This window comes from Streptomyces sp. NPDC056527, from assembly GCF_042794475.1.
Lineage (GTDB): Bacteria > Actinomycetota > Actinomycetes > Streptomycetales > Streptomycetaceae > Streptomyces.
In genome coordinates this window covers 1-26,657 of record NZ_JBHTTQ010000102.1, presented here as the reverse complement: position 1 = coordinate 26,657, position 26,657 = coordinate 1, and the positions used below count along the sequence as shown (strand labels likewise).

The 26,657-nt window shown below is 69.5% G+C and carries 23 protein-coding genes; 20 read left to right on the top strand and 3 right to left on the bottom strand.

Annotated elements, in window-relative coordinates:
* Nucleotides 1–365 precede the first annotated feature (365 nt).
* The 11 genes from ACFQ7Q_RS31540 (at nt 366) to ACFQ7Q_RS31490 (ending at nt 13,233) form a co-directional block, all read left to right on the top strand.
* The gene (locus tag ACFQ7Q_RS31540; RefSeq protein ID WP_383561108.1) at nt 366–2,009 is read left to right on the top strand and encodes an ABC transporter substrate-binding protein; all 1,644 of its coding nucleotides are present in this window, start codon (nt 366–368) and stop codon (nt 2,007–2,009) included.
* A gap of 185 nt (nt 2,010–2,194) precedes the next feature.
* Entirely contained in the window at nt 2,195–3,127 is a 933-nt protein-coding gene (locus tag ACFQ7Q_RS31535; protein ID WP_383561112.1) for an ABC transporter permease, read from the top strand.
* Complete coding sequence (locus ACFQ7Q_RS31530; RefSeq protein WP_383561106.1) at nt 3,120–4,076, top strand: ABC transporter permease; 957 nt, start codon at nt 3,120–3,122, stop codon at nt 4,074–4,076. Before ACFQ7Q_RS31535 ends, ACFQ7Q_RS31530 begins: the two co-directional genes overlap by 8 nt.
* A 13-nt stretch (nt 4,077–4,089) precedes the next feature.
* Nucleotides 4,090–5,148 carry an ABC transporter ATP-binding protein gene (locus ACFQ7Q_RS31525; RefSeq protein WP_383561103.1) on the top strand — a complete coding sequence of 353 codons (1,059 nt, stop codon included), beginning with the start codon at nt 4,090–4,092 and terminating at the stop codon, nt 5,146–5,148.
* Nucleotides 5,141–6,304, top strand: coding sequence for an ABC transporter ATP-binding protein (locus ACFQ7Q_RS31520; protein WP_383561101.1), 1,164 nt, complete (start codon nt 5,141–5,143; stop codon nt 6,302–6,304). The genes ACFQ7Q_RS31525 and ACFQ7Q_RS31520 overlap by 8 nt, the downstream gene beginning before the upstream one ends.
* Before the next feature lie 150 nt (nt 6,305–6,454).
* Nucleotides 6,455–8,080 (top strand): ABC transporter substrate-binding protein, encoded by a 1,626-nt coding sequence (locus ACFQ7Q_RS31515; protein ID WP_383561099.1) that lies wholly within the window; start codon nt 6,455–6,457, stop codon nt 8,078–8,080.
* 82 nt (nt 8,081–8,162) lie between these two features.
* Nucleotides 8,163–9,086 (top strand): ABC transporter permease, encoded by a 924-nt coding sequence (locus ACFQ7Q_RS31510; protein WP_383561097.1) that lies wholly within the window; start codon nt 8,163–8,165, stop codon nt 9,084–9,086.
* On the top strand, nt 9,079–10,074 hold the full coding sequence (locus tag ACFQ7Q_RS31505) for an ABC transporter permease (protein WP_383561095.1): 996 nt from the start codon (nt 9,079–9,081) through the stop codon (nt 10,072–10,074). Before ACFQ7Q_RS31510 ends, ACFQ7Q_RS31505 begins: the two co-directional genes overlap by 8 nt.
* Nucleotides 10,075–10,080: 6 nt before the next feature.
* Nucleotides 10,081–11,055: an ABC transporter ATP-binding protein gene (locus tag ACFQ7Q_RS31500; protein WP_383561093.1), complete on the top strand. Its 975-nt coding sequence runs from the start codon at nt 10,081–10,083 to the stop codon at nt 11,053–11,055.
* Complete coding sequence (locus ACFQ7Q_RS31495; RefSeq protein ID WP_383561091.1) at nt 11,048–12,088, top strand: ABC transporter ATP-binding protein; 1,041 nt, start codon at nt 11,048–11,050, stop codon at nt 12,086–12,088. Before ACFQ7Q_RS31500 ends, ACFQ7Q_RS31495 begins: the two co-directional genes overlap by 8 nt.
* A gap of 212 nt (nt 12,089–12,300) precedes the next feature.
* Nucleotides 12,301–13,233, top strand: coding sequence for a hypothetical protein (locus ACFQ7Q_RS31490; RefSeq protein WP_383561089.1), 933 nt, complete (start codon nt 12,301–12,303; stop codon nt 13,231–13,233).
* On the opposite strand, the gene ACFQ7Q_RS31485 is transcribed toward ACFQ7Q_RS31490, so the two are convergent.
* Nucleotides 13,234–15,387 carry a prolyl oligopeptidase family serine peptidase gene (locus ACFQ7Q_RS31485; RefSeq protein WP_383561087.1) on the bottom strand — a complete coding sequence of 718 codons (2,154 nt, stop codon included), beginning with the start codon at nt 15,385–15,387 and terminating at the stop codon, nt 13,234–13,236. It abuts the gene before it with no gap.
* A gap of 166 nt (nt 15,388–15,553) precedes the next feature.
* Here ACFQ7Q_RS31485 and ACFQ7Q_RS31480 point away from each other — a divergent pair, with 166 nt between their 5' ends.
* From ACFQ7Q_RS31480 to ACFQ7Q_RS31450, 7 genes are all read left to right on the top strand, one after another.
* Complete coding sequence (locus ACFQ7Q_RS31480; RefSeq protein ID WP_137993529.1) at nt 15,554–15,748, top strand: hypothetical protein; 195 nt, start codon at nt 15,554–15,556, stop codon at nt 15,746–15,748.
* Nucleotides 15,749–15,804: 56 nt separating this feature from the next.
* The gene (mshB, locus tag ACFQ7Q_RS31475) at nt 15,805–16,698 is read left to right on the top strand and encodes an N-acetyl-1-D-myo-inositol-2-amino-2-deoxy-alpha-D-glucopyranoside deacetylase (protein ID WP_383561085.1); all 894 of its coding nucleotides are present in this window, start codon (nt 15,805–15,807) and stop codon (nt 16,696–16,698) included.
* Nucleotides 16,695–17,039, top strand: coding sequence for a DUF6113 family protein (locus tag ACFQ7Q_RS31470; protein ID WP_383561083.1), 345 nt, complete (start codon nt 16,695–16,697; stop codon nt 17,037–17,039). The genes mshB and ACFQ7Q_RS31470 overlap by 4 nt, the downstream gene beginning before the upstream one ends.
* A gap of 173 nt (nt 17,040–17,212) precedes the next feature.
* A complete protein-coding gene (locus ACFQ7Q_RS31465; protein WP_383561081.1) occupies nt 17,213–19,387 on the top strand; it encodes a hypothetical protein in 2,175 nt (724 codons plus the stop codon).
* A gap of 237 nt (nt 19,388–19,624) precedes the next feature.
* The gene (locus tag ACFQ7Q_RS31460) at nt 19,625–20,068 is read left to right on the top strand and encodes a hypothetical protein (RefSeq protein WP_383561079.1); all 444 of its coding nucleotides are present in this window, start codon (nt 19,625–19,627) and stop codon (nt 20,066–20,068) included.
* A 23-nt stretch (nt 20,069–20,091) separates the two neighbouring features.
* Complete coding sequence (locus tag ACFQ7Q_RS31455; RefSeq protein ID WP_383561077.1) at nt 20,092–22,362, top strand: DUF6571 family protein; 2,271 nt, start codon at nt 20,092–20,094, stop codon at nt 22,360–22,362.
* Between the two features lie 11 nt (nt 22,363–22,373).
* Complete coding sequence (locus ACFQ7Q_RS31450) at nt 22,374–22,982, top strand: hypothetical protein (RefSeq protein WP_383561075.1); 609 nt, start codon at nt 22,374–22,376, stop codon at nt 22,980–22,982.
* Between the two features lie 150 nt (nt 22,983–23,132).
* Here ACFQ7Q_RS31450 and ACFQ7Q_RS31445 read toward each other — a convergent pair whose 3' ends face one another.
* Nucleotides 23,133–23,996, bottom strand: coding sequence for a tetratricopeptide repeat protein (locus tag ACFQ7Q_RS31445; RefSeq protein WP_383561110.1), 864 nt, complete (start codon nt 23,994–23,996; stop codon nt 23,133–23,135).
* On the bottom strand, nt 23,966–24,982 hold the full coding sequence (locus ACFQ7Q_RS31440) for a GNAT family N-acetyltransferase (protein WP_383561073.1): 1,017 nt from the start codon (nt 24,980–24,982) through the stop codon (nt 23,966–23,968). Before ACFQ7Q_RS31440 ends, ACFQ7Q_RS31445 begins: the two co-directional genes overlap by 31 nt.
* A gap of 112 nt (nt 24,983–25,094) precedes the next feature.
* Between ACFQ7Q_RS31440 and fdxA the strand changes: the two genes are divergently transcribed.
* Nucleotides 25,095–25,415: a ferredoxin gene (gene fdxA / locus ACFQ7Q_RS31435; protein WP_003985062.1), complete on the top strand. Its 321-nt coding sequence runs from the start codon at nt 25,095–25,097 to the stop codon at nt 25,413–25,415.
* A gap of 97 nt (nt 25,416–25,512) precedes the next feature.
* Nucleotides 25,513–26,610 carry a bifunctional succinyldiaminopimelate transaminase/glutamate-prephenate aminotransferase gene (locus ACFQ7Q_RS31430; protein ID WP_383561071.1) on the top strand — a complete coding sequence of 366 codons (1,098 nt, stop codon included), beginning with the start codon at nt 25,513–25,515 and terminating at the stop codon, nt 26,608–26,610.
* The last annotated feature ends 47 nt before the right edge of the window (nt 26,611–26,657 follow it).

Below are 26,657 nucleotides of genomic sequence, written 5' to 3'. Positions count from 1 at the left end.
GTCACTGCGGGGGCCCGAGCCTTTCGTCAAATCCATTTCATGGGCACGGTGTCCGGATATCGGCCGTCGCTCTCCGGAACGTGTGTTAACGGTCCGTTTCGCGGGTGTCTGTCTGTGATCGCTTTGTCCGGATTTCGGTCTCAAGGCCCCTGGTGATGTTGTCAAACCGAGACCACTTAAGTGTGGTTTACAGCCCTGACGTACTTAATAGTTGGCTCCATTGAGCTCGGGTCAATGGGTCACGCACTGTGGGGAGTGCCGACTCACGAGCACACTCGGGGCACATGAGTGCATCGCCGTCAGGGGTGTCGGCGGACTCGAAGTGCCCCTCTTGTAGTGACAAGTGGACTCATGAGGAGGAACCCATGCGCGGTGCCAAGAGCGCCAAGTGGGTAGTGGGCGCGATTGTTGTCGCCCTGGCAGCGACCGCCTGTGGCGGAGGTAAGGGCGACGGCGGCAGCGACGCCAAGGGCCAGGTTGACCCGAACGGGATCTTCTCGATCGAGGTGGGCGAGCCGGAGAAGCTGCTGCACCCGGCCGACACGATGGAGTCCAACGGCTCGATCGTTCTGTCCGGTCTGTTCTCGCAGCTGGTGGACTACACCGCCGACGGCAAGCTCACCATGGTGAACGCCGAGTCGGTCGAGAGCGCGGACAGCAAGCTCTGGACGGTCAAGCTCAAGAAGGGCTGGACCTTCCACGACGGCACCCCGGTGACCGCCAAGTCCTACGTGGACGCGTGGAACTGGGCCGCCAACGTCAACAACCAGCAGGGCAACGCCTCCTGGTTCTCCGACATCAAGGGCTCCGAGGCCCTGCTGCCGGAGAAGGAGGGCGCCAAGCCCACCGCCGACAAGCTCAGCGGTCTGAAGATCGTCGACGACTCGACCTTCACCATCGAGCTCAAGGGCGCGGTTCCGTACTTCGTCTACAAGCTCGGCTACGAGGTCTTCTCGCCGCTGCCGGAGTCCTTCTACAAGGACCCGAAGGGCGCGGGCCTGAAGCCGGTCGGCAACGGTCCCTACAAGTTCGAGTCGTGGGACCGCAAGAAGCAGATCAAGATCGTCCGCTACGACGCGTACAAGGGCGAGAACAAGGCGAAGAACGGCGGTGTGATCTTCAAGAACTACACCGGCCTCGAGCCCGCCTACGAGGACCTGAAGTCCGGCAACCTCGACGTCATCCGTCAGGTCGGCCCGAAGGACCTCCCGGTCTACCACCAGGACCTCGGTGACCGCGCCGTGGACGCCGACCAGTCGGCGATCCAGTCCATCGCGGTCGCGTTCTACGCGGACCAGTGGAAGAAGCCCAAGAAGGTCGACCCGAAGGTCATCCAGGGCCTCTCGATGGCGATCGACCGCGCCACCATCACCAAGACGGTGCTGCAGGGTACGCGTGAGCCGGCGACCGGCTGGGTCGCCAAGGGCGTCCTCGGCTTCCAGCCGAACGCCGCGGGCGACGTCACCAAGTTCGACCCCGCCAAGGCCAAGCAGCTGATCGCGGAGGGTGGCGGCGTTCCCGGCAACGCCATCACCATCCAGTTCAACGCGGACGGCGGCCACAAGGAGTGGGTCGACGCGGTCTGCAACAGCATCACCCAGGCGACGCAGGTCAAGTGCGTCGGCGACAGCAAGGCGGACTTCCAGGCGGACCTCGCGGCCCGCAAGGCGAAGCAGGTCAAGTCCCTGTACCGCTCGGCCTGGACGCTCGACTACCCGGTGAACTCCAACTTCCTCCGTGACCTGTTCCAGACGGGTGCGTCCGGCAACCAGGGTGACTTCTCCAACCCGGCGCTCGACGCGAAGATCAAGGCGGCCGACTCCGCGGCCACCCTTGAGGAGTCGGTGAAGGCCTACCAGGAGGTGGAGAAGGAGCTCGTCAACCTGATGCCCTCCATCCCGCTCTGGTACTACAAGGTCAACGCCGGCTACTCCGAGAACGTCGAGGGCGTCCGCTACGCGCAGGACGGCGACCCGGTTCTCGAAGAGATCACCGTCAAGAAGAAGTAATCACCCAAGCGTAGTCCGCTAGCCGCAAGGCGAGGGGCCGACGGTCACACACCGTCCGCCGGCCCCTCGCACCGGCGATACGCAGTGGCTGGGGGGCCCTTCCACGACATCCGCGTACCCACAGGGGCGCGGTTGCCGGGGGAGGGCTCGTAGCGCTGCGGCTGTCACATCTCAACGGAGGCATGATGGGGCGCTATGTCGTACGACGACTGCTCCAGATGATCCCGGTCTTCATCGGGACAACCCTGCTGATCTTCCTCATGGTCTACAGCCTGCCCGGCGACCCCGTGGCGGGTCTGTTCGGCGACAAGGCCGCCAACCCGGCGACCGTGGCCAAGATCAGACACGAACTGGGGCTGGATCAGCCGATCCTGCAGCAGTACGCCAATTACATGTGGAACATCATTGCCCACTTCGACTTCGGCAACCAGATCCGTAACGGACGCCCGGTCACCGAGGTCCTGGGCGACGCGTTCCCGGTCACTCTGCAACTCGCCGCGCTGGCCTTCGCGTTCGAGCTGGTCTTCGGCATCGCGCTCGGCGTCATCGCCGGTATGCGCGCAGGCCGCCTGGCCGACAACGCGATCCTGATCTTCACCCTGCTCATCATCTCGGTGCCGGTCTTCGTCCTGGCCTTCATCATCAAGATGGTCTTCGCGTTCGAGCTGGAGTGGATCGCTCCGAACGTCAGCAACGACCAGCTGCTGTCGGAGATGATCGCGCCCGCGATCGTGCTCGGTGGTCTCTCACTGGCCTATGTGGCCCGACTGACCCGCACGTCCATGGCGGAGAACCTGCGCGCCGACTACATGCGCACGGCCGTCGCCAAGGGCCTGCCGCGGCGACGGGTCATCGGCGTCCACCTGATGCGCAACTCGATGATCCCCGTCGTCACCTTCCTCGGTACCGACATCGGCGCCCTCATGGGCGGCGCGGTCGTCACCGAAGGCATCTTCAACGTCAAGGGTGTCGGCGGCCTGATCTACGAGTCGATCATCCGCCGCGAGGGCACCACTCTGGTCGGCCTCGTGACCATCCTGGTGCTCGTCTACCTCGTCACGAGCCTGATCATCGACCTGCTGTACGCGGTCCTGGACCCGAGGATCCGTTATGCCTGACGTGACCAAGACCGCCGCCGCCGCCGTCGAGGACGCCGTCGCGCCCCCCTCCGTGACGGAGCCCGCGCAGAAGGCGAAGCAGGAGAAGGCCCGCAGCCTCTGGGGCGACGCCTGGGTGGACCTGCGGCGCAACCCCTACTTCGTCGTGTCGTCGGTGCTGATCCTCATCCTGCTGGTGATCACCGCGTTCCCCGGCTGGTTCACCAGCGCCTCGCCCACCAGGGGCGACCTGGTCAACCACTACCTGGGCCAGCCCGAGCTGGGCAAGATCGGCTCCGAGGGATGGCTGGGCTGGGACGGCCAGGGCCGTTCCGTCTACTCGCGACTGATCCACGGCACCCGTGCCTCGATCATCGTCGGTGTCTGCGTCACCGCGATCGTCACCGTCGTCGGTGGCGTGACGGGCATGATCGCCGGTTACTTCGGCGGCATCACGGACGCGATCCTCTCCCGGCTCACCGACGTCTTCTTCGGCATCCCGTTCCTGCTCGGCGCCATGGTCGTCCTGCAGTCCTTCACCGAGCGCACCGTCTGGGTCGTCGTCTTCGCCCTCGCGTTCCTCGGCTGGACCCAGATCGCCCGCGTCATGCGCGGTGCGGTGATCACCGTCAAGCAGGCGGACTACGTCCACGCGGCGAAGGCGCTCGGCGCCGGCACGACCCGGATCCTGTTCCGGCACATCCTGCCGAACGCCATGGCTCCGGTGATCGTCGTCGCGACCATCGCGCTCGGTGGCTACATCTCGGCCGAGGCAACCCTGTCCTACCTGGGTCTGGGTCTGTCCGCACCGACCATCTCGTGGGGTGTCGACATCTCCGCCGGTGTCCAGCAGATCCGTACGGCGCAGCACATCCTGCTGTACCCGTCGATCATGCTGAGCCTCACCGTTCTGGCGTTCATCATGCTCGGCGAAGCCGTACGCAACGCCCTCGACCCCAAGCTGCGCTGAGGAGGGCGTAAACGTGAGCATCATCGACAAGACCGCGACCGTTCCCGCGCCGCGCGACGGCGACGACCACAACGGTCCGCTGCTCGAAGTCCGTGACCTGCATGTGGAGTTCCACACCCGTGACGGTGTGGCCAAGGCGGTCAACGGAGTCAACTACAGCGTGAACGCCGGCGAGACGCTCGCCGTGCTCGGCGAGTCCGGGTCCGGCAAGTCCGTCACCGCGCAGGCGATCATGGGCATCCTCGACATGCCGCCCGGCAAGATCCCGCAGGGCGAGATCTTCTACCGCGGCCAGGACATGCTCAAGATGTCCTACGAGGAGCGCCGGAAGATCCGCGGTCGCAAGATCGCCATGATCTTCCAGGACGCGCTGTCGTCCCTCAACCCGGTCCTCACCGTCGGCTACCAGCTCGGCGAGATGTTCCGGGTGCACCACGGCCTCTCCAAGAAGCAGGCCAAGGTCAAGGCCATCGAACTGATGGACAAGGTCAAGATCCCGGCCGCCTCGGCCCGGGTCGACGACTACCCCCACCAGTTCTCCGGCGGTATGCGCCAGCGCATCATGATCGCCATGGCGCTGGCCCTCGAGCCGGACCTGATCATCGCGGACGAGCCCACCACGGCGCTCGACGTGACGGTCCAGGCCCAGGTCATGGACCTCCTCGCGGAGCTCCAGCAGGAATACAACATGGGCCTGATCCTGATCACCCACGACCTCGGCGTCGTCGCCGACGTCGCGGACAAGATCGCGGTCATGTACGCGGGCCGCATCGTCGAGACCGCGCCCGTGCACGAGCTGTACAAGCGCCCGGCCCACCCGTACACCCGGGGTCTGCTCGACTCGATCCCGCGCCTGGACCAGAAGGGCCAGGAGCTGTACGCGATCAAGGGCCTGCCGCCCAACCTGCTCCGCGTGCCCACCGGCTGCGCCTTCAACCCGCGCTGCCCGAAGGCCGACGACATCTGCCGCACGGAGATCCCGGCCCTCGCCCCGGTCGCCGAGCAGGACGGCACGGAGCTGCCGGGCCGCGGTAGCGCCTGCCACTTCTGGAAGGAGACGATCCATGGCTGAGCTCAGCAAGGCTGCTACATCGCCCGAGGGCTCGGCCGCGGACGCGACTCCGAACGTCACCGACGTGCACACGGTCGACGCCGCGAGCGAGGCGGAGGCCGTAGCCGCCATCGAGGCGCCCGTCGAGCGCGGTGAGCCGATCCTGCAGGTGCGCAACCTGGTCAAGCACTTCCCGCTGACCCAGGGCATCCTGTTCAAGAAGCAGGTCGGCGCGGTCAAGGCCGTGGACGGGGTCTCCTTCGACCTCTACCAGGGCGAGACCCTCGGCATCGTCGGCGAGTCCGGCTGTGGCAAGTCCACGGTCGCCAAACTGCTGATGAACCTGGAGCGGGCGACCGCGGGCGAGGTCTTCTACAAGGGCCAGGACATCACCCGGCTGTCCGGCCGCGCGCTGAAGGCCGTCCGCCGGAACATCCAGATGGTGTTCCAGGACCCGTACACCTCGCTGAACCCGCGTATGACGGTCGGCGACATCATCGGCGAGCCCTTCGACATCCACCCCGAGGTGGCCCCGAAGGGCGACCGGCGCCGCAAGGTGCAGGAGCTGCTCGATGTGGTCGGTCTGAACCCCGAGTACATCAACCGCTACCCGCACCAGTTCTCCGGCGGTCAGCGCCAGCGCATCGGCATCGCCCGAGGCCTCGCACTCAACCCGGAGATCATCATCTGCGACGAGCCGGTCTCGGCCCTGGACGTCTCCGTCCAGGCGCAGGTCATCAACCTGATGGAGAAGCTGCAGGACGAGTTCAACCTCTCCTACGTCTTCATCGCGCACGACCTGTCGATCGTCCGGCACATCTCCGACCGGGTCGGCGTGATGTACCTCGGCAAGATGGCCGAGATCGGTACGGACACGCAGATCTACGACCACCCGACGCACCCCTACACCCAGGCGCTGCTGTCGGCGGTCCCGGTCCCGGACCCGGAGGCCCGCGAGGGTCGCGAGCGGATCATCCTCACCGGTGACGTCCCCTCGCCGGCCAACCCGCCGTCGGGTTGCCGCTTCCGCACCCGGTGCTGGAAGGCCGAGGAGAAGTGCTCCACGGAGGTCCCGCTGCTGGCGATCCCCGAGCGCTTCCAGGGGCAGGACACCCCGGCCGCGCACGAGTCGGCGTGCCACTTCGCCGAGGAGAAGGACGTCATCCACGCGGCGTAGCTTCTCGAGCCGTCCACCGAGGGCGCTCCGGCCATCCGGCCGGGGCGCCCTCGGCGTGTTTCTCCCAACGGGTGTCGTAAAGGTGCATAGCGGTATCTCCAGGGTGATATTGGGGCCTATCTGATACTCGGGACCCTCAGGAGGCACCTGATGCGCGGAGCCACGCACGCCAAGTGGGCCGCACTGGCCGTCGCCGTCGCCCTTACGGTGACGGCCTGCGGCGGCGGAGACAGCGGAGGCGGTGGTGGCGCCGACGGAATCGTGAGCTCCTCCTGGGGCGATCCGCAGAACCCGCTGGAGCCCGGGAACACCAACGAGGTGCAGGGCGGCAAGGTCCTCTCCATGATCTTCCGGGGGCTCAAGCAGTACGACCCGAAGACCGGCGAGGCCAAGAACATGCTCGCCGAGAACATCGAGACGACCGACTCGACCAACTTCACCATCACCCTCAAGGACGGCTGGACCTTCTCCAACGGCGAGGCGGTCACCGCGAAGTCCTTCGTGGACGCCTGGAACTACGGCGCCTCGCTGAAGAACAATCAGAAGAACGCCTTCTTCTTCGGTCAGATCGAGGGCTACGACCAGGTCCACCCCGACTCGGGCGAGCCGACCGCCGAGACCATGTCCGGCCTCAAGGTCGTCGACGACAAGACCTTCACGGTCAAGCTCAGCCAGAAGTTCTCCACCTGGCCGGACACCCTCGGCTACGTCGCCTTCGCCCCGCTGCCCCAGTCCTTCTTCGACGACCACGCGGCCTGGCTGGACAAGCCTGTCGGCAACGGCCCGTACACCGTCGGCTCGTACGCCAAGGGCTCGCAGATGGAGCTGCAGCGCTGGGACGGCTATCCCGGAGCGGACAAGGCGCAGAACGGCGGCGTGACGCTCAAGGTCTACACCGACAACAACACCGCCTACACCGACCTGACGGCCGGCAACCTCGACCTCGTCGACGACGTGCCCGCTTCCCAGCTCAAGAACGTCGAGGCGGACCTCGGCGACCGGTACATCAACGTCCCGGCCGGCATCATCCAGACCCTCGGCTTCCCGTTCTACGACCCGGCGTGGAACAAGCCGGGTCAGGAGAAGCTCCGCCAGGGCCTCTCCATGGCGATCAACCGCGACCAGATCACCGACACGATCTTCCAGAAGACCCGCACCCCGGCCGTCGACTGGACCTCCCCCGTCCTCGGCGAGGAGGGCGGCTTCAAGGACATCTGCGGCGACTTCTGCAAGTACAACGCCGAAGAGGCGAAGAAGCTGGTCGCCGAGGGCGGCGGCATCCCCGGCGGCACGATGACGATCACCTACAACGCCGACACCGGCTCCCACAAGGAGTGGGTGGACGCCGTCTGCAACTCCATCAACAACGCCCTCGGCAACAACCGGGCCTGCGTCGGCAACCCCATCGGCACCTTCGCCGACTTCCGCAGCCAGGTCAGCACGCAGAAGATGAAGGGCCCGTTCCGGGCGGGCTGGCAGATGGACTACCCGCTCATCCAGAACTTCCTGCAGCCGCTCTACTACACCAACGCCTCGTCGAACGACGGGAAGTACAGCGACCCGGAGTTCGACAAGCTCGTCGACCAGGCCAACGCTGAGTCCGACATCACCAAGGCCGTCCAGACCTTCCAGAGCGCCGAGGAGGTCCTCCGCGACGACATGGGGGCGATCCCGCTCTGGTACCAGAACGGCAGCGCGGGCTACTCCGAGCGCATCTCCAACGTGACCCTGAACCCCTTCAGCGTCCCCGTCTACGACCAGATCAAGGTCAACTGACGCAGCTCGTCGGCGTACGGCCCGGCCTGGCGATCACGCGCGAGCCGGGCCGTACGCCTTCCCCACACCCCCGGAGCCCCTCATGGGACGTTATGTGATCCGGCGTCTGCTGCAGATGATCCCGGTCTTCATCGGCGCCACCCTGCTGATCTTCCTCATGGTCAACGTGATGGGCGACCCCATCGCCGGCCTCTGCGGCGACCGCGCCTGCGACCCGGCGACAGCCGCCCAGCTGGAGAAGGAGTTCGGCCTCGACAAGCCGGTCTGGCAGCAATACCTGATCTACATGGGCAACCTCTTCACCGGTGACTTCGGTACGGCCTTCAACGGCCAGCCGGTGACCGAGCTGATGGCGAGCGCCTTCCCCGTCACCATCAGGCTCACGATCGTCGCGATCCTCTTCGAGATCGTCATCGGCATCAGCCTCGGCGTGCTGACGGGTCTGAAGCGCGGCCGCCCGGTCGACACCACCGTGCTGCTGCTGACGCTGGTCGTCATCTCCATCCCGACCTTCGTCACGGGCCTGCTGCTCCAGCTTCTGCTCGGCGTGCAGTGGGGCTGGATCAAGCCCGCCGTCTCGCCCGAGGCCCCGTTCAACGAACTGATCGTCCCCGGCCTCGTGCTCGCCTCGGTCTCCCTGGCGTACGTCACCCGGCTCACCCGGACGTCGATCGCCGAGAACAAGCGCGCCGACTACGTCCGCACCGCCGTCGCCAAGGGTCTGCCGCGCCGACGGGTCATCACCCGCCATCTGCTGCGCAACTCGCTCATCCCGGTGGTCACCTTCATCGGCGCCGACATCGGCGCGCTGATGGGCGGCGCCATCGTCACCGAGCGGATCTTCAACATCCATGGCGTCGGCTACCAGCTCTACCAGGGCATCGTGCGCCAGAGCACCCAGACCGTCGTCGGCTTCGTGACCGTCCTCGTCCTGGTCTTCCTGGTGGCGAACCTGCTCGTCGACCTCCTGTACGCCGTCCTTGACCCGAGGATCCGCTATGCCTGAGCCCCTTCAGCCGCATGAGCCGTTCGACGACGGGCGGGCCATCGACCACACGGGTGCGGGCGGCGCCACGGACCTCGCCATGGAAGAGGGCGAGTCGCTGGAGAAGACCCCGGGCGGCCCCCTGGGCACCGGCCCCGCGGGCAAGCCCCGCTCCCTGTGGTCCGACGCCTGGCACGATCTGCGCCGCAACCCCGTCTTCATCATCTCGGGCCTGATCATCATCTTCCTGGTGATCATCTCCATCTGGCCCTCCCTGATCGCCAGCGGAGACCCCCTCCAGTGCGACCTCTCCAAGGCGCAGGAGGGCTCCCAGCCCGGCCACCCCTTCGGCTTCAACGGCCAGGGCTGCGACGTCTACACCCGTACCGTGTACGGCGCCCGGACCTCCGTGAGCGTCGGCGTCCTCGCCACCCTCGGCGTCGCGATCCTCGGCTCCGCACTCGGTGGCATCGCCGGCTTCTTCGGCGGCGCCTCGGACGCCGTCCTCTCCCGGATCACCGACGTCTTCTTCGCCATCCCCGTCGTCCTCGGCGGACTCGTCCTGCTGTCGGTGGTCACCAGCAGCACGATCTGGCCCGTCATCGGCTTCATGGTGCTCCTCGGCTGGCCGCAGATCTCCCGCATCGCCCGCGGCTCCGTCATCACCGCCAAACAGAACGACTACGTCCAGGCCGCCCGCGCGCTCGGCGCCTCCAACTCCCGGATGCTGCTGCGCCACATCACGCCCAACGCCGTCGCGCCGGTCATCGTCGTGGCGACCATCGCCCTCGGTACGTACATCTCGCTGGAAGCGACCCTGTCCTACCTGGGCGTCGGGCTGAAGCCGCCGACCGTCTCCTGGGGCATCGACATCTCCTCGGCCTCGCAGTACATCCGCAACGCCCCGCACATGCTGCTCTGGCCGGCGGGCGCGCTCGCCATCACCGTGCTCGCGTTCATCATGCTCGGCGACGCGGTGCGCGACGCCCTCGACCCGAAGCTGAGGTAGCCGCCCATGCTGCTCGAAGTGAGCGATCTGCACGTGGAGTTCCACACCCGGGACGGGGTGGCCAAGGCCGTCAACGGGGTCAGCTATTCGGTCGAAGCCGGCGAGACGCTGGCCGTGCTCGGCGAGTCCGGCTCCGGCAAGTCCGTGACCGCGCAGGCCATCATGGGCATCCTCGACATCCCGCCGGGAAAGATCACCGGCGGCGAGATCCGCTTCCAGGGCCAGGACCTGCTGAAGCTCAAGGAGGAGGAGCGGCGCAAGGTCCGGGGCGCGAAGATGGCGATGATCTTCCAGGACGCCCTGTCCTCCCTCAACCCCGTCATCAGCGTCGGCGACCAGCTCGGCGAGATGTTCCAGGTCCACCAGGGCCTGTCGCGCAAGGACTCCCGCGCCAAGGCCGTCGAACTCATGGACCGGGTCCGCATCCCGGCGGCCAAGGAACGCGTGGGGCAGTATCCGCACCAGTTCTCCGGGGGCATGCGCCAGCGCATCATGATCGCGATGGCGCTCTCCCTCGAACCCGAGCTGATCATCGCGGACGAGCCGACGACCGCCCTCGACGTCACCGTCCAGGCCCAGGTCATGGACCTCCTGGCCGAGCTCCAGAGCGAGCTCAACATGGGCCTCATCCTCATCACCCACGACCTCGGCGTCGTCGCCGACGTCGCCGACAAGATCGCCGTCATGTACGCCGGGCGGATCGTGGAGACCGCCCCCGTCCACGAGATCTACAAGGCGCCCGCCCACCCCTACACCCGCGGACTGCTCGACTCGATCCCGCGCCTGGACCAGAAGGGCCAGGAGCTGTACGCGATCAAGGGCCTGCCCCCGAACCTGCTGGCCATCCCGTCCGGATGCGCCTTCAACCCGCGCTGCCCGCTCGCCCGGGACGTGTGCCGCACCGACGAGCCGCCGTTGTACGAAGTGTCGGAGGAACGCCGCAGCGCGTGCCACTTCTGGCAGGAGGCCCTCCGTGGCTGAGCCGATTCTCCAGGTCCGGGACCTGTACAAGCACTACCCGCTGACCCGGGGCGTCCTCTTCAAGAAGCAGGTCGGCGCCGTCAGGGCCGTCGACGGCGTCGACTTCGACCTGAGGGCGGGCGAGACCCTCGGCATCGTCGGCGAGTCCGGCTGCGGCAAGTCGACCGTCGCCAAGATGCTGGTCAACCTGGAGCGCCCGACCTCGGGCTCGATCCGCTACAAGGGCGACGACATCACCACGCTGTCGCCCCGGGCGCTGCGCGCGGTCCGCCGCAACATCCAGATGGTCTTCCAGGACCCGTACACCTCGCTCAACCCCCGGATGACCGTCGGCGACATCATCGGGGAGCCGTACGAGATCCACCCCGAGGTCGCCCCGAAGGGGGATCGGCGCCGCAAGGTCCAGGACCTGCTGGACGTCGTCGGGCTCAACCCGGAGTACATCAACCGCTATCCGCACCAGTTCTCCGGCGGTCAGCGCCAGCGCATCGGCATCGCGCGCGGCCTCGCGCTCCAGCCGGAGATCATCGTCGCGGACGAGCCGGTCTCCGCGCTCGACGTCTCCGTCCAGGCGCAGGTGGTGAACCTCCTGGCGAAGCTCCAGGACGAGTTCTCGCTGAGCTACGTCTTCATCGCCCACGACCTGTCGATCGTCCGTCACATCTCCGACCGGGTGGGCGTCATGTACCTCGGCCGGATCGTGGAGATCGGCACGGACGCGGAGATCTACGACCACCCCACGCACCCGTACACCCAGGCACTGCTGTCGGCCGTCCCGGTTCCCGACCCGGACGCGCGGGAGCACCGCGAGCGCATCATCCTGACCGGAGACGTGCCGTCCCCGGCCAACATCCCCTCGGGCTGCCGCTTCCGCACCCGCTGCTGGAAGGCCCAGCAGCGCTGCGAGCTGGAGGTCCCGGAGCTGGCGGTCCCGGCGGTCTTCCGTCTGACGGACACCCCGGCGAAGCACGACTCGGCCTGCCACTTCGCGGAGGAGAAGCACGTGGTGCCGACGGAGGACGAGTCGTCGTAGCGGAGGTTTACGCCGGGGCAATGTGCCCGACCCGGATCCGATATACGAACCCGGCAGGCTCGACAGCGTACGGCCGTGCGGGTGCCGTAGGCCGGCCGGGACGCGCCATGTCGCCCCGGCCGGCCGCCCGTTCCCTCGCGGCTCGTCCGCCTTGCCGGCCGAGTATGCGGAACCGCTTGTTTCGGTGCGTGGTTGCGGTGAGTATCGGCTCCGTGACAGTGACTCGACCGGCACGTCTCACAGGCGCCGCGCTCTGTGGCGCGCTCGCACTCGTCATCGCCGTCTGGCTTCTGCGTGACCTGGCGGCATTCGGCTCACCGGCCGAACTCGTCTGGTACTGGGCGGGGGAGAGCGCCTTCCTGCTGCGGCGCCGGGCCGCCACCTCGCTGGTCGACCCCCTCCTGCTCATCGCCTGCGTCGCCACCGCCTTCGCCGCGCTGCGCTCCTCCTCCGCCGCGCCCGCGCTCGCCGCCACCGGGGTCGTCACCCTGGCGTTACGGCTGCCCGGCCTGTGGGCCACCGGGGTCGACGTCCTCGTCACGACCCTGATCACGCTCGCCCTCGCCACCGGTCTCGTCGTCACCGCGGCCGCCGGCCGCCGCCCTGCCGAGTCCCACGACGAACTGTCGCCCCGCCCCCGAGCCGGGGCGGCTGTGACGGCCGGGGTCCTGTTCGCCGTGGCCGGTGTCGTCTGGGCGGCGTGGGAGGTGCACGGGGCGACCACGCTGCCCGTCGAGTTCACGGTCGACCGTTTCACCGGCGGCCGCTCGCTCCTGCTGCCCGCGCTCGCCGTCCCACCGGGCTGGCTGAACGTGATGCTCGCCGTGCTGTTCCTGGTCACCGCCGCGAGCGCCTTCGCCCGTGCCCCGTACGCGCGGCCGCTCGGGCTGCTCGCCGGGCTCCTCATGACCGGCTGGGGCGTCGCCGGAGTGGCCATCGCGTTACGGCTCGGCTGGGTCGAGCACCTCGGCGCGCTGGACGACGACGCCCGGCTCACCATCGCCACCTCCGCGTACGGGCTGCTCGCCGGAATCGCCGTACTGGTCCTCCTGGCCGGCCGGGGCCCGTCCAGCCGCCCCGTCCGCCATCGGCCGGTGGCCGCACTGCCCCCGTCCCCGCCGTCCCCGCCGCCGCCCGGCTGGTGACTACTCCTCGGTGAGGCCCAACGACCGCTTCAGGAAGTCCACCTGAAGCAGCAGCAGGTTCTCCGCCACCTGCTCCTGCGGCGTCATATGGGTCACGCCTGTCAGCGGCAGGACCTCATGGGGTCGCCCCGCGGCGAGGAGTGCCGAGGACAGCCGCAGCGTATGGGCCATCACCACATTGTCGTCGGCCAGACCATGGATGATCATCATCGGCCGCGCCGGGTTCTCCGGCGCCGACAGACCGTCGTCCGTGACCAGCGAGTTCGCCGCGTAGACCTCCGGGCTGTCCTGCGGCGTCCCCAGATACCGCTCCGTGTAGTGGGTGTCGTACAGCCGCATGTCCGACAGCGGTGCCCCCGCGATGCCCGCGTGGAAGACGTCCGGCCGCCTCAGCACCCCGAGGGCCGCGAGATAGCCGCCGTACGACCAGCCCCGGATCGCCACCCGCTCCAGATCCAGCGGGAAGTCCTTCGCCAGCGCGCGCAGCGCCTCGATCTGGTCGTCGAGCGTGGGCGTCAGATCGTTCGCGATCGCCTTCTCCCAGGCGGGAGACCGGCCCGGAGCACCCCGGCCGTCCGCCACGATCACCGCGAAGCCCTGGTCGGCGAACCACTGGGACGTCAGATGCGGATTGTGCGCGGCGACAACCCGCTGGCCGTGCGGCCCTCCGTACGGATCCATGAGCACGGGCAGTAGTCCGTCACCTTCCCGGTACCCCGAGGGGAGCAGGACGGCGCACGGAATCCGCCGTGCGCCCCCCTCGACCAGACGCACCCGCGCCGACAGCACCGGCGTCTCGGCATACGAGCTGATCACCGCCACCTGCTCGCCGTCCCGCAGCACCCGCGCCACGCTCCCCGGCGCGTCCGGCCGGGCCGAGGACAGCACCGTCACCGCTCCGCCCCGCACCGCCGAGTGAATTCCGGTCCCCTCCGAGACCCGCTCCACACCCAGCTCGTTGACCCGGTAGACATGGATCTCGCCGGTCTCCGGCTCCGTCGCCTCCTCGCCCGCCGACGCCGACACCAGGACGTCGTTCTCCCCGATGTCGAGGACGGCTCGCAGATGCAGCTGCGCACTCGTCAGCGCCCGGTCCCCGACGGCCAGCACCCGCGCCCCGCCCTCGTCCGCGATCCGCACCAGCCGTCCGTCCGGATCCCAGGCGGGCACCCCGGGCAGCAGCTCCAGCCACACCGGGTCCTCGTCCACATGCACCGTCCGCGTCGCCCCGGTCTCCGCGTCCACCGCCAGATGGAGCTGTGTGCGCTGGTCACGGGCCTGTACGAGGATCAGCGCGGGGCCGTCCGACGACCAGTGCACCCGGGCCAGATAGGGATACCGCTCCCGGTCCCAGTCGACCTCCGTGCGCTCACCGGCCAGATCCACCACGTACAGCCGCACCTCCGCGTTCGGCGTCCCCGCCGCCGGATACGGCACCACCCGCGGCTCCCGGTCCGGATGCGCCGGATCCGCGATCCACCACCGCCGCACCGGCCGGTCGTCGGCCCGCGCGACGAGCAGCCGGTCCGACTCCGGCGACCACCAGAAGCCCCGCGAGCGCCCCATCTCCTCGGCCGCCACGAACTCCGCCAGACCGTACGTCGTGTGCGCGTCCTCCGGCTCCGCCAGCGCCCGGTCGCCCTCCCCGTCCGCGCCCACCACGCGCAGCGCGCCCCGGGTCACATAGGCGACGTGCCGCCCGTCCGGCGAGGGCCGCGGATCGATCACCGGCCCGGGAACCCGCAGTTCCCGGGCCGTCCCCGCCCTCAGCTCCGCCGCGAACAGCCGGCCCGACAGCGCGAACGCCGCCAACTCCACGGCCCCGTCCACCGCGTAGGACACGATCCCGCCCGAACCCTCACGGCTCCGCTCCCTGCGGTCGCGCTCCTCCGCCGACAACTCCTCGGCCGCGCCCTCCAGGAGAGCCTCCGGCTCCGCCGCGACGCGCTCCCGCGCCTCGCCCGCCCGACCGCCGAGGTCGAGCACCCACAGGGCATGCGAGCGGTCCGTGCCAGACGACGAGCGCACGAACACCACCCGCTCACCGTCCGGGGACACCGAGAACGCACGCGGGTTGCCCAGGGTGAAGCGCTGCGTCCGGGCGTACTGACGAGGGAACGAGAGCGGAAACGACCGCTGTTGCCTGGAGGTCATGCGATCGAACCTAGCGCTGTGCGCCCCCCTGTGCCCCCGTACACCATCAATGCGGTGCCACACATAGTTATGATCCGTAGCGCTAGGTGGGTAGGGGACAGCTGGCACATGCTCGCCGACCTGACCGTCCGAATATCCGACCGAAGAAGTGTGGAGGTGAACCGCCGTGGCACTCTCGATTTCGGCGGTGGTGCTGCTGGCGATCGTCGTCTTCCTGCTGATCCGGAAATCCGGGCTGAAGGCTGGACATGCGGCGGTCTGCGCGCTCCTGGGGTTCTACCTGGCGAGCTCGTCCATCGCCCCGTCCATCAGCACGCTCACCACGAACGTGGCGGGCATGATCGGCGGCCTCAAGTTCTGAGCCGCGGTTCCGCGGCCCGCCGTTTCGATCCGGGCCCTGCCTCGTAGGGTGGGGCCATGACGGTTCTCCCAGCCCGTCGTCTGCTCCTGGTGCACGCGCACCCCGACGACGAGTCGATCAACAACGGCGCCACCATGGCCAGGTACGCGGCCGAGGGCGCGCTGGTCACCCTCGTGACCTGCACGCTCGGCGAGGAGGGCGAGGTCATCCCGCCCGGGCTCGCCCACCTGGCACCCGACCGGGAGGACCGGCTCGGGACCCACCGCGTCGGCGAACTCGCCGCCGCGATGAAGGAGCTGGGAGTCACCGACCACCGCTTCCTCGGCGGCCCCGGCCGCTTCCGCGATTCCGGAATGATGGGCGTCGAGCAGAACCGGCGCGACAACGCGTTCTGGAACACGGACGTCGACACCGCCGCCCCGTACCTCGTCGAGATCATCCGCGAGATCCGTCCGCAGGTCCTGGTCACCTACGACCCCGACGGCGGCTACGGCCACCCCGACCACATCCAGGCCCACCGCGTCGCCATGCGCGCCGCCGAGCTGGCCGCGGACGCCTCGTACCGCCCCGACCTCGGCCCGGCGCACACGATCGCGAAGACCTACTGGAACCGGGTCCCGCGCCCGGTCGCCGAGGCCGCCTTCGCCCGGCTGCGCGCCGAGGGGGTCGACTTCCCCGGCATCGCCGAGATCGACGACGTCCCCGGAGTCGTCGACGACTCCCTGATCACCGCCGAGATCGACGGCGGAGCGGGTCACGCGGACCGCAAGACCGCCGCGATGCGGGCACATGTCACCCAAATCGCCGTCGACGGGCCGTTCTTCGCACTCTCGAACGATCTGGGACAGCCGATCTTCACCACGGAGTACTACCAGTTGGTCAGCGGCACGCCGGGCGCACCGGCGGGCGTACGCGAGACCGATCTCTTCGCCGGTGTGGAGGGGTCGTGAACGTCCGGGCCGTCTGGTACGTATTCCTTCTCGTCCTCGGCGCGCTGGTCGGTGCTGCCGGCTCGCTCGCCCAAACCGCCTGGTTCCCGGGAGGATTGATTCTCGCGCTGCTCGCCACCGCAGGAGTGTTCTACGGCGGGCTGCGGGCCACCGACACCCAGCTGGGCATCGTCGTCCCGGGCGTGGGCTGGCTGGTGACGATCGTGCTGCTCAGCCTCGGACGGCCGGAAGGCGACGGGGTCTTCGCGGGCGGGGCAGCCGAGATGATCTACCTGCTTGGAGGCATGGCCGTCGCTGTGATGTGCGCCACCATGGCGCGTCTGCCGCGACCGGCCCCGTGAGCAGGCCGACTTGAGCCAGGGTCGCCCGGACTTCGGCCGGAATGCCCCGTGCTCGATCCCCGGCCGTCGGGTGTCTGTCGGCGACGGCCAGTATGGTGGTGCGCGCCGCCGAGCCGCCCGGGTACACGAGCACCAGCAAGAGCGGGCGGTGGAGCCAACCGGGAGAACCTGCTTTGAGTCGTGAAACTGGTCGAGAGACTGACAGTTCGTCCTCCGGCGCCCAGGGGCGCGGTGGAGCCGCGTACCCGTCGGGTACACCGCCGTACGGATCCCGCCAGTATCCGTCGCTCCACCCCACGCAGGACGGGGCCGACGACCCGGCCGGCGCCTCCGCCGTGCCCGCGCCGCCGCAGCCGGAGGAGCCGAAGACCGAGACCACGCTGACCACCCGGATCCGGATCAACATTCCGGGTTCGCGGCCGATCCCGCCCGTGGTGGTCCGCAAGCCGGTCGTGGACGCGCCCAAGCCGGAGCGCGAGAGCGCTCCGGCCGCCGAGGCCGTCCCGGCGCCCGCGCCTGCGCCCGCGCCCGCCCCTGAGCCGCCGGCCCCGGTGGAGCCTCCCAAGGCGGAGGAGAAGCCGACCAGCGACTGGTTCGCCCCGCGCAAGGGGGCCGCCCCCGCCGCGCCGGCGACTCCGGCCCCGGCCGCGCCTCCCGCGCCGTCCGCACCCTCCGGGGCCTCGGCGCCCGCGGGCACGGGCGCAGGTCCGGGCGCGGGCCCTCGTGGCGGTCCCGGACCTCGCGGCGGGTCCGGTCCTCGTGGCGGTCCCGGCGTGCCCGGTCGTACGCCTCCTCCCGGCCCGCGGCCCCCGGCGCCGGGTGGCCCGGCCCGTGGTTCCGGCTTCGCCGGACCCGCGACCGGCGGCATCCCGACCATAGGCGGCGCCTCGATCTCGGCGACCCCCGCGGCCGGCACGCCGATGTTCCTCACGACGCCGCCACAGGACGAGGCCGGGTACGGCCCCGACGGCGCTCCGTACCCCCCGGGCGCCCCGCAGGCGCCCACGGGTCCGACCACCGGGCCCGTCACGGGCAGCAGCACGGTGGGCGGCCCGATGGTCGGCGGACCTCTCGGGGGCGCTCCGGCCGGCGGCCGGCCCGTCGCCGGCGGTCCCTTCGGGGGCGCGCCGCGCATGTCGGACGACACCGCCGTCCTGACCCCGCAGAGCCCCGGCCCGATCACCCCGCCCGGCGCGGGCCCTGGTGGTCATGTCTCCGGGGACACGCTCACCAGCGGCATTCCCGTCGTGCCCTCGGGCCCGGGCGGCCCCTCGGGTCCCGACCGCACGCCCCGTGCCCCGGAGCACGGCTTCTCGGCCCCCGAGGTCGTCGGCGGCGCCCCGGCGCCCGCCGCCCCCAGGACCGCGAAGCCCGCCGCCTCCTCCTCCGCCCCGGCGAAGAAGGGCCGCTCCAAGCTCGTCCTCGTGGGCGTCGGCGTGTTCGGTCTCGTCGGCGTCGCCTACGGCGCGGGCCTGCTCCTGAACCACTCCGACGTCCCCAAGGGCACCACCGTCCTCGGCGTCGACATCGGCGGCGGTACGAAGGAGGAGGGGGTCAACAAGCTGGAGGCCGCCCTCGGCAAGCGCGCCCACGCGCCCCTTCAGCTCGACGTCGGCGGGAAGACGGTCGCGCTCTCCCCGGACAAGGCCGGTCTCTCCCTCGACAGCCAGGAGACCGTCCGCGCCGCCGCGGGCAGCGACTACAACCCCGTCTCCGTGATCAGCTCCCTCTTCGGCGGCGAGCGCGTCGCCGAGCCGAAGCTCCCGGTCGACGAGGAGAAGCTGGCCGTCGCCCTCGCCGACGTCTCCGGCGCGTCCGGCTCGGCGACGGAGGGCACGATCAGGTTCTCCCCGAGCAAGGTCACCGCCGTACCGGGCAAGCCCGGCAAGGGCCTGGACGTCGCCCGTTCGATGATCTTCGTGAAGGACGCGTTCCGCGCCCAGGTCCAGACGGGCCAGTCGAAGCCCGTCGAGCTGCCCGTCGTCACCCGCCAGCCCGCCATCACCCAGGCCGAGCTGGACCGGGCGATGAAGGAGTTCGCCGAGCCGGCCATGTCCGGTGTGATCGTGATCAAGGCGGGCCAGAAGGAGATCAAGTTCGGCCCGGCGCGGTCGCTGCCGCAGATCCTCTCCATGAAGCCCGTCAACGGCCGCCTGGTCGAGGTCTACGACAAGAAGGCGATCGACAAGCTCCTCGACGGAGTCTTCGACGGCATCATGATCACCAAGGCCGACGGCAAGAAGCACCAGGTCTCCGCCGACGACGTGGCCTTCGTGATGCGCGACGCCCTGATGGGCAAGACCGCGGCCGAGCGGACGAAGGTCATCGACCTCGACGGCGAGGGCTGACGCCCCGTACGAGCTGCGAAGGAGCCCCACCCGGAAAGCCGGGTGGGGCTCCTTTGTCATGTCGGGTGGTTGCGATCGTGAACGTCTCGTGCGTGGCTTGTGAAGATGCCCGTGGAATGCGAATACCTCAGGAGTGACAGCGTTGTTGGTGGTCTCCGCGATTACGATCCCAAGGGTCCCTGGGCCGAAGAAACTTGCTGGGGTGAATGCGGAAAGTCCGTTCATATGGGGGTAAGCGTGACGTTCGACGACGAGTGGGCGGCCGTGCGGACCGTCGCGGTGGAGCGGCAGGAGACGCGGATGCGGCTCAACCAGCTCCCCGCCGACGGGGGCGGTGGCACCGGCAAGAAGCTGCACGTCGACTCCGCGGAGCTCCGTGGCAGGGCGGGCAAGGCGGACATCGTCCGTTCGGACTTCGTCAAGGCCGACAACACCGCGACCAAGGAGACCGGCGAGGTCGCCGCCGGTCTGAAGGGCTTCCGCTCCGCCCCCGCCTTCAAGACCTTCTCCACGCGCTGGGAGGCGCAGATGAAGTACGTGGAAGGACTCTTGGCGAACGCCGTGGCCGGCGGGCTCAGGGAATCCGCCGCCGAGTTCGACGCCCGCGAGCGTGCCGAACAGGCCCGGCACAGCAAGGGCGGGGACAAGTCCGGCAACGGCAAAGACCGCAATCTCGCCTGAGCGACCGAGGAGACAGCGCCACCATGCTCGACTACAAGACCATCCTCGACGCCGACCTCACGCCCCTCTCCGAGGCGGTCGCCAAGTGGGGCAAGCTCCCCGAGGAGTTCGGCAAGGCCTCCACGCTCTACGGCAACACGGTGGAGAAGGGACTCGCCGAGTCCGACTGGAAGGGCGAGGCGGCGGACGCGGGGCTGGACAACGTCGCCCTGGTCGGCAAGCAGATCCGCGCCGCCAAGGACGAGGCCGCGGACGTCCACCGCCTGCTGAGCGACGCGTACCACGTCTTCTCCCAGGCCCAGTCGAAACTGAAGACCATCAGGAGCGACGTCGAGAAGGACGAGTACCTCTCGATCAAGCCCGACGGCGAGGTGTGGTTCGACCCGCCGAAGGACACCCCGAACGAGCACCTCGCCTCCCTGAACAAGGGCTACCAGGAGACGATCCAGGCGTACCGGACCGGCATCCGCAACCAGGTCACGGCGGCGGAGGAGGCCGACGACCTCCTGTACTGGGCGCTGAGCCAGGACTACAACGGCCATGACAAGGGCTTCGACTCGAACACGTACGACAGCCTCAAGGGCGCGAAGGCCGGCAAGGAACAGGCCGACAAGGACCGCGACGCCCTCATGGACCTCGCCGACGTCAAGCGTCCGTACACCCTCGACGAGATCAAGCGGATCAACAGCCTCCTGTCGAAGCACGAGGGCGACCCGTACTTCGCCGAGCAGTTCGCCACCGGCCTCGGGTCGAAGAAGACGCTGGAGTTCTGGACGAGGATCGCCGACCGTACGCAGTACGGGGACGAGATGACCAAGGAGTCGGCGAAGATCCAGAAGAGCCTCGGCTACACCCTGGCCACCGCCTCGCACTCGACCAGCCCCGCGATGGAGAGCTGGAAGAAGGAGATGATCGAGCTCGGCGACAAGCGGGTCGACATGGTCGACATGAACATGGGCACGATGACCAAGGGTCCGTACGGGTACCAGGTCATGAGCAGTCTCATGCGCAACGGCGAGTACGAGAAGGACTTCCTCCACGACTACGGCAAGAGCCTCATCGACTTCGAGAAGGACCACAAGGGCACCGACCCGAAGAAGCTCTGGCAGCCGGACGGCTACGAGACGTACCTCAACTTCGGCGCGGGCACGGACCACGGTCTGGACCCGATGGCCGGGTACATGGAGGCGCTGGGCCACAACCCGGACGCGGCGAAGGAGTTCTTCAGCTCCAAGGACTGGGACTCCTCCGGCAAGGAGCTCAAGTCCATGGACCCGGAGCTCAAGTACCTCCTCGAGGACCGCAAGTGGCCCGACATGCCCAACAACACCAAGGGCAGCGAGGACTTCGACGAGCTCGGCCACGCCATCGAGGCGGCGACGCTCGGTGTCCCGTACGACCAGCCGGAGCTGGGTCTGCGGCGCGACGACACCACGGCGAACGTCACCGAGCAGGTCATGAAGTACGTCGGGGACCACCCCAAGTACCTGGACGACCACAAGGGCATGGGGGACAGCCTGGCCAAGATGGGCGCGGGCTACATCGACGACCTCAACTGGGCGTCGTCGAACTTCGGCAACGCCTACACCGGACAGGACCTGCGGGACTCCGCCTTCGGGCACAAGGGACCCGGGCACATCGATCTCCTGGACACGACCGCGGCCTCGTTCCTGGCCGTGGCCGGCGGGGACGAGGACGGCTACAAGATCCTCTCCATGGCGCAGCAGGAGTACACCGCCAGTGGCCTGCGGGCGCACCCCGAGCCGAACGGCGAGGTCGCCCAGATCATCGAGACCGGCGCCAAGATGCAGGGCATGTTCGACCAGGCCCGGGCGAACGACATCCACGGGGAGTACGGCGAGGCCACGAAGGAGGCCGAGCGGAAGCTCGCCGAGGCCGCCGAGTGGAAGAAGTTCGGCGTCGGGGCGGGCGTGGCGGTGGGCGTCGGCGCCATCGCGCTGCCCTTCGCGGGGGCGGCCGCCGGCGGGGCCGCCGTGGCCGCGTTCGCGGTGCCGCAGGTCGCGGGCGCGATCGCCGGTGCCGGGATGACGCAGTTCGGCATCGAGCTCAACCGGGAGATGGAGAAGAACGGCCCGGACTTCTCCGAGAAGGAGCACATGGACCTGACGACATTCACGACGCTGGGAGGCGCCCGGGCTGTGGCGCCGATGGACGCGTACATCGCGGCCAACGACCTCGAGGGCTCGGACTGGGCGCGGAAGATGCACAGCGGCGTCGAGGGCAAGTACAACGACGGCGCGGACGCGATCACTCGCGTCACCCCGAAGGGCTGACAGGGATGACGATGAGGGCAGGAGCGTGGCGGGCCGTGGGCGGCCTGGGTGTCGCGATGACGCTCATGGCATGCGGGAGCGGCAAGCCCGAGCCGTCGGCGAAGCCGACGGTGCAGGCGACGGGGGTGTGCGGGGGCCTGTCGCCGAAGGCGGCGAAGGCGCTCGAGCGGATCTCGGAGGCCGAGCGGTTCGAGTTCCGCTCGTACGGGGTCGCCGACTCGCTGAAGGAACTGCTGCACGACCCCGACTCCGACGGCGGCGGGCAGCGGACCGACTGTGTGATCGAGCCGGACGTGGAGGACCCCGAGGAGAGCCCGTCGAGGATGACGGTGCTGTTCGAGGAGGTCGACCGGGTGCCGGCGCCCCAGCCGAAGGTCGTCGCGGCGGCGCGCCTTCCCGTCGGTCTGCTGGCGGAAGGCGGCGACGCGGACGCCGATCTGTGGTTCGCCTGCGAGGTGAAGGGCGTCGGCAAGCCGATCGTCCACGCGGAGTTGGTCTACGGCTCCCGCCCGCGCGAGGGCAGGGTCAAGGAGGCGAACATCCGCGTCCTCCAGGACCTCTCGCACCGACTCGCCCTCGCCATGGGCTGCCCTGACGCGGGGGGCGTCCCGAGCGTCTGAGGCGTGACGCGGCGCAGGGCCCGTCCGGACTCCGGGCGGGCCCTCCGCGTGATCACCACTCGCCTCCGGTGCCGCTGCCTCTTCGCCCGCGGCCGGTCCTCCACCGACGACCCTGCCGGGGAAGTGGACGCCGGTCCCGGCCCGCGCCCTTCAGTTCAGCAGCGCCCGCGCCGCCTGCGCCCTGTTCCTGATCGTCGCCGCCGCGCTCGGTTCCACCGCGGCCACCACCGAGGCGTACGCCTCCATCTCCGCCGCGCCCGCGAGGAACTCCCCGCGTTGGACCAGCAGCTCCGCGTGTTCGTAGCGCAGGCGGGCCGGGTGGGAGGGGAGGAGCAGCGAGAGCTCGACGGCCCACAGCGCGACGGCGGAGCGCTCCGGGCGGGGGGTCGCCCAAGCGCGGATGTTGTTGAGGATGCGGAGAACGATCTCCAGCGGGTCCGCGGGGCGCAGCATCGACGGTTCGAGGGGTTCGCCCGTCGCGCCGGCCACCAGGAGCTCCGCGTCGATGCCCGTCATCGCCCTGCCGCCCGCGAAGGGGTCCGCGAGGACCTGGGCGGACGGGTCGCCGAAGCCGATGACGAAGTGGCCCGGCAGACCGAGCCCGTACACCGGCGCTCCCGCCCTGCGCGCGACCTCCATCCAGACCACCGACAGCAGGATCGGCAGGCCCCGCCTCCGCTTCAGGACCTCGTGGAGCAGCGAGGACTCCAGGCGCTGGTAGTCGGCCGGGACGCCCTGGAAGCCGTACCGGCCCCCGAGCAGCCGGGCGAGCGCCGCCACCCACTCCTCCGGGTCCCGTATGCCGTACGGCAGCTCGCCGGCCAGCCGGTCCAGCTCGATCTCCGCCGCGTCCAGATCGGCCTCCGCGACCGTGGGGTCCGCCTCCGCGCCGATCAGCAGACAGAGCCGCGCGAGATCCGGGCGCCGTGCGCGGGCCTCCTGCGCGAACTCCCGCCGCCAGCCGGTCACGTCGGTCACCTCGCTCACGCCTCCGCCGCTCGGTCGGGGTCGTATCGGTAGTGGTGGTAGTGGTGATGGACGGTGAAGCCCATGCCCTCGTACAGCGCCCGCGCCCCGTCGTTGTCCTTCTCCACCTGGAGCCAGGCCGCCGACGCGCCCTCGTCGAGGGCCTGCCGGGCGAGCGCCGTCATGACGGCCGTGGCCAGGCCCTGACGCCGGTACGCGGGGTCGACCTCCACCGCCATGAATCCGGCCCAGCGGCCGTCCACCACGCAGCGTCCGATCGCGGCCGGTATGTCTTCCGTGCCCGGTACGGACGCGAACCACACACTCGGGCCGCCGGTCAGCACCTTCAGCACGTGCGGGCCGGGCTCGCCCGACCGGTTGTAGCGACCGAGCCAGGCGGCGTCCAGGGACCGGGAGAGGAGGACGGACGACACGTCCGCGTCCAGGTCCCCGACCGGCGCCAGCCCCCCGGTCCGTACCTCCGCCGAGACCTCCGAGTGCCAGCCGCGCCGCTCCAGTTCCGCGCAGAGAAGCTCCTGCGTGCCCTCGGCGCCGGTCGCCGCCTGGATGTACGCCGGGAGATCGCGCCGCGCGTACCAGTCGCGCACCCGCTCCAGCGCCTCGTCGAGGGGCAGCCCCGGATCGCCGAGAGGCAGCGCCGAATTGGCCCGTCGCGTGAATCCCGCGGCCGCCCGCAGCGTCCACTCGCCGAGCGACTCGCTCTCCACCGGCTCCCACGCGCGCGCCAGCACCCGCGCCAGCTCCTCGAAGGAGGCCGCGGGCCCGCGCCGGCGGGCCGGGGCGGCGGGGACCACCTTGCCCGCGACCAGTGCGGATTCCGCGATCCGGACGCTCTCACCGGTCCTTCGTGTGATCAGCAGCACACCCGCGTCCCATGATGTGAGAACGCCGACCGCGTCGGTGAACCGCTCACCCGGGGCACCGGACTCCGTCACGTACCGAACTGAGACACGTTTTCCCACGTCAGCGCGGGTAATACGCACCTCAAGGCGCCCTCCAGCGGTGAATTCCACAGCTTCTCCGCCCCTCCTGTTCGGATCGTCCCCAAGAACGGAGATACTAGGGGCGGGCATCGACGACGCCGCGCTCCCGCGCAGACCAGCCCTACCGAGGAGGAACGACAGCGTGACCTACGTCATCGCGCAGCCTTGTGTCGACGTCAAGGACAAGGCTTGCATCGAGGAGTGCCCCGTCGACTGCATCTACGAGGGCTCCCGGTCCTTGTACATCCACCCGGACGAATGCGTCGACTGTGGTGCTTGTGAGCCGGTTTGCCCGGTCGAGGCCATCTTCTACGAGGACGACACCCCGGAGGAGTGGAAGGACTACTACAAGGCGAACGTCGAGTTCTTCGACGAGCTCGGTTCTCCCGGTGGTGCCTCCAAGCTCGGCCTGATCGAGCGCGACCACCCCTTCATCGCCGCCCTGCCGCCGCAGAACGGCTGATCATCCCGCCCTCGGTCCCGTACGGCCTCGCCCGCTGTACGGGACCGACGCGTTTCCCGACGCGTCACCCCGTACGTACGAGGAAGTGAGCCAACTCGTGAGCGCAGTCTCTTCGCGCCTGCCCGTCTTCCCCTGGGACAAGCTGGAGCCGTACAAGAAGACGGCGGCCGCCCACCCGGACGGCATCGTGGACCTGTCCGTGGGCACGCCGGTCGACCCGGTGCCGGAGCTGATCCAGCGGGCGCTGGTCGCGGCGGCCGACTCGCCGGGCTATCCCACGGTGTGGGGCACCACCGAGCTGCGGGACGCGCTGACGGGCTGGTGCGAGCGGCGCCTGGGTGCGGTCGGCTTCGCGCACACGAACGTGCTGCCCGTCGTCGGCTCCAAGGAGCTGGTGGCCTGGCTGCCGACGCAGCTGGGGCTCGGCGCGGGGGACCAGGTCGCCTACCCGCGGCTCGCCTACCCGACGTACGAGGTCGGCGCGCGGCTCTGCGGCGCCGAGCCCGTCGTCTACGACGACCCGGTCGCCGATCTGGACCCGGCCGCGGTCAAGCTGCTCTGGCTCAACTCACCCTCGAACCCCACCGGCAAGGTCCTCGGCAAGGACGAGCTGACCCGGATCGTGGCCTGGGCGCGCGAGCACGGCATTCTCGTCTTCTCCGACGAGTGCTACCTGGAGCTGGGCTGGGAGGCCGACGCGGTCTCGGTCCTGCACCCGGACGTCTGCGGTGGTACGTACGAGGGGATCGTCGCCGTCCACTCGCTCTCCAAGCGCTCCAACCTGGCCGGCTACCGGGCCGCGTTCATCGCGGGCGACGCGACCGTCCTCGGCGAGCTGCTCCAGATCCGCAAGCACGGCGGCATGATGACCGCCGCCCCGGTGCAGGCGGCGACGGTCGCCGCCCTGGGCGACGACACGCACGTGGCCGAGCAGCGCGAGCGGTACGCGGCCCGGCGCACGGCCCTGCGGACGGCCCTGGAGGCGCACGGCTTCCGGATCGAGCACAGCGAGGCGAGCCTCTACCTGTGGGCGACCCGCGACGAGCCGTGCTGGGAGACGGTCGCGTACCTGGCCGAGAAGGGCATCCTGGTCGCGCCCGGCGACTTCTACGGGGTGGCGGGGGAGCGGTTCGTCCGTGTGGCCTTCACCGCCACCGACGAGCGCGTCGAGGCGGCGGTCAAGCGCCTCGGCTGATCCCGCGCACATACGAGAGGGCCCGGGGAGCGAGACGCTCCCCGGGC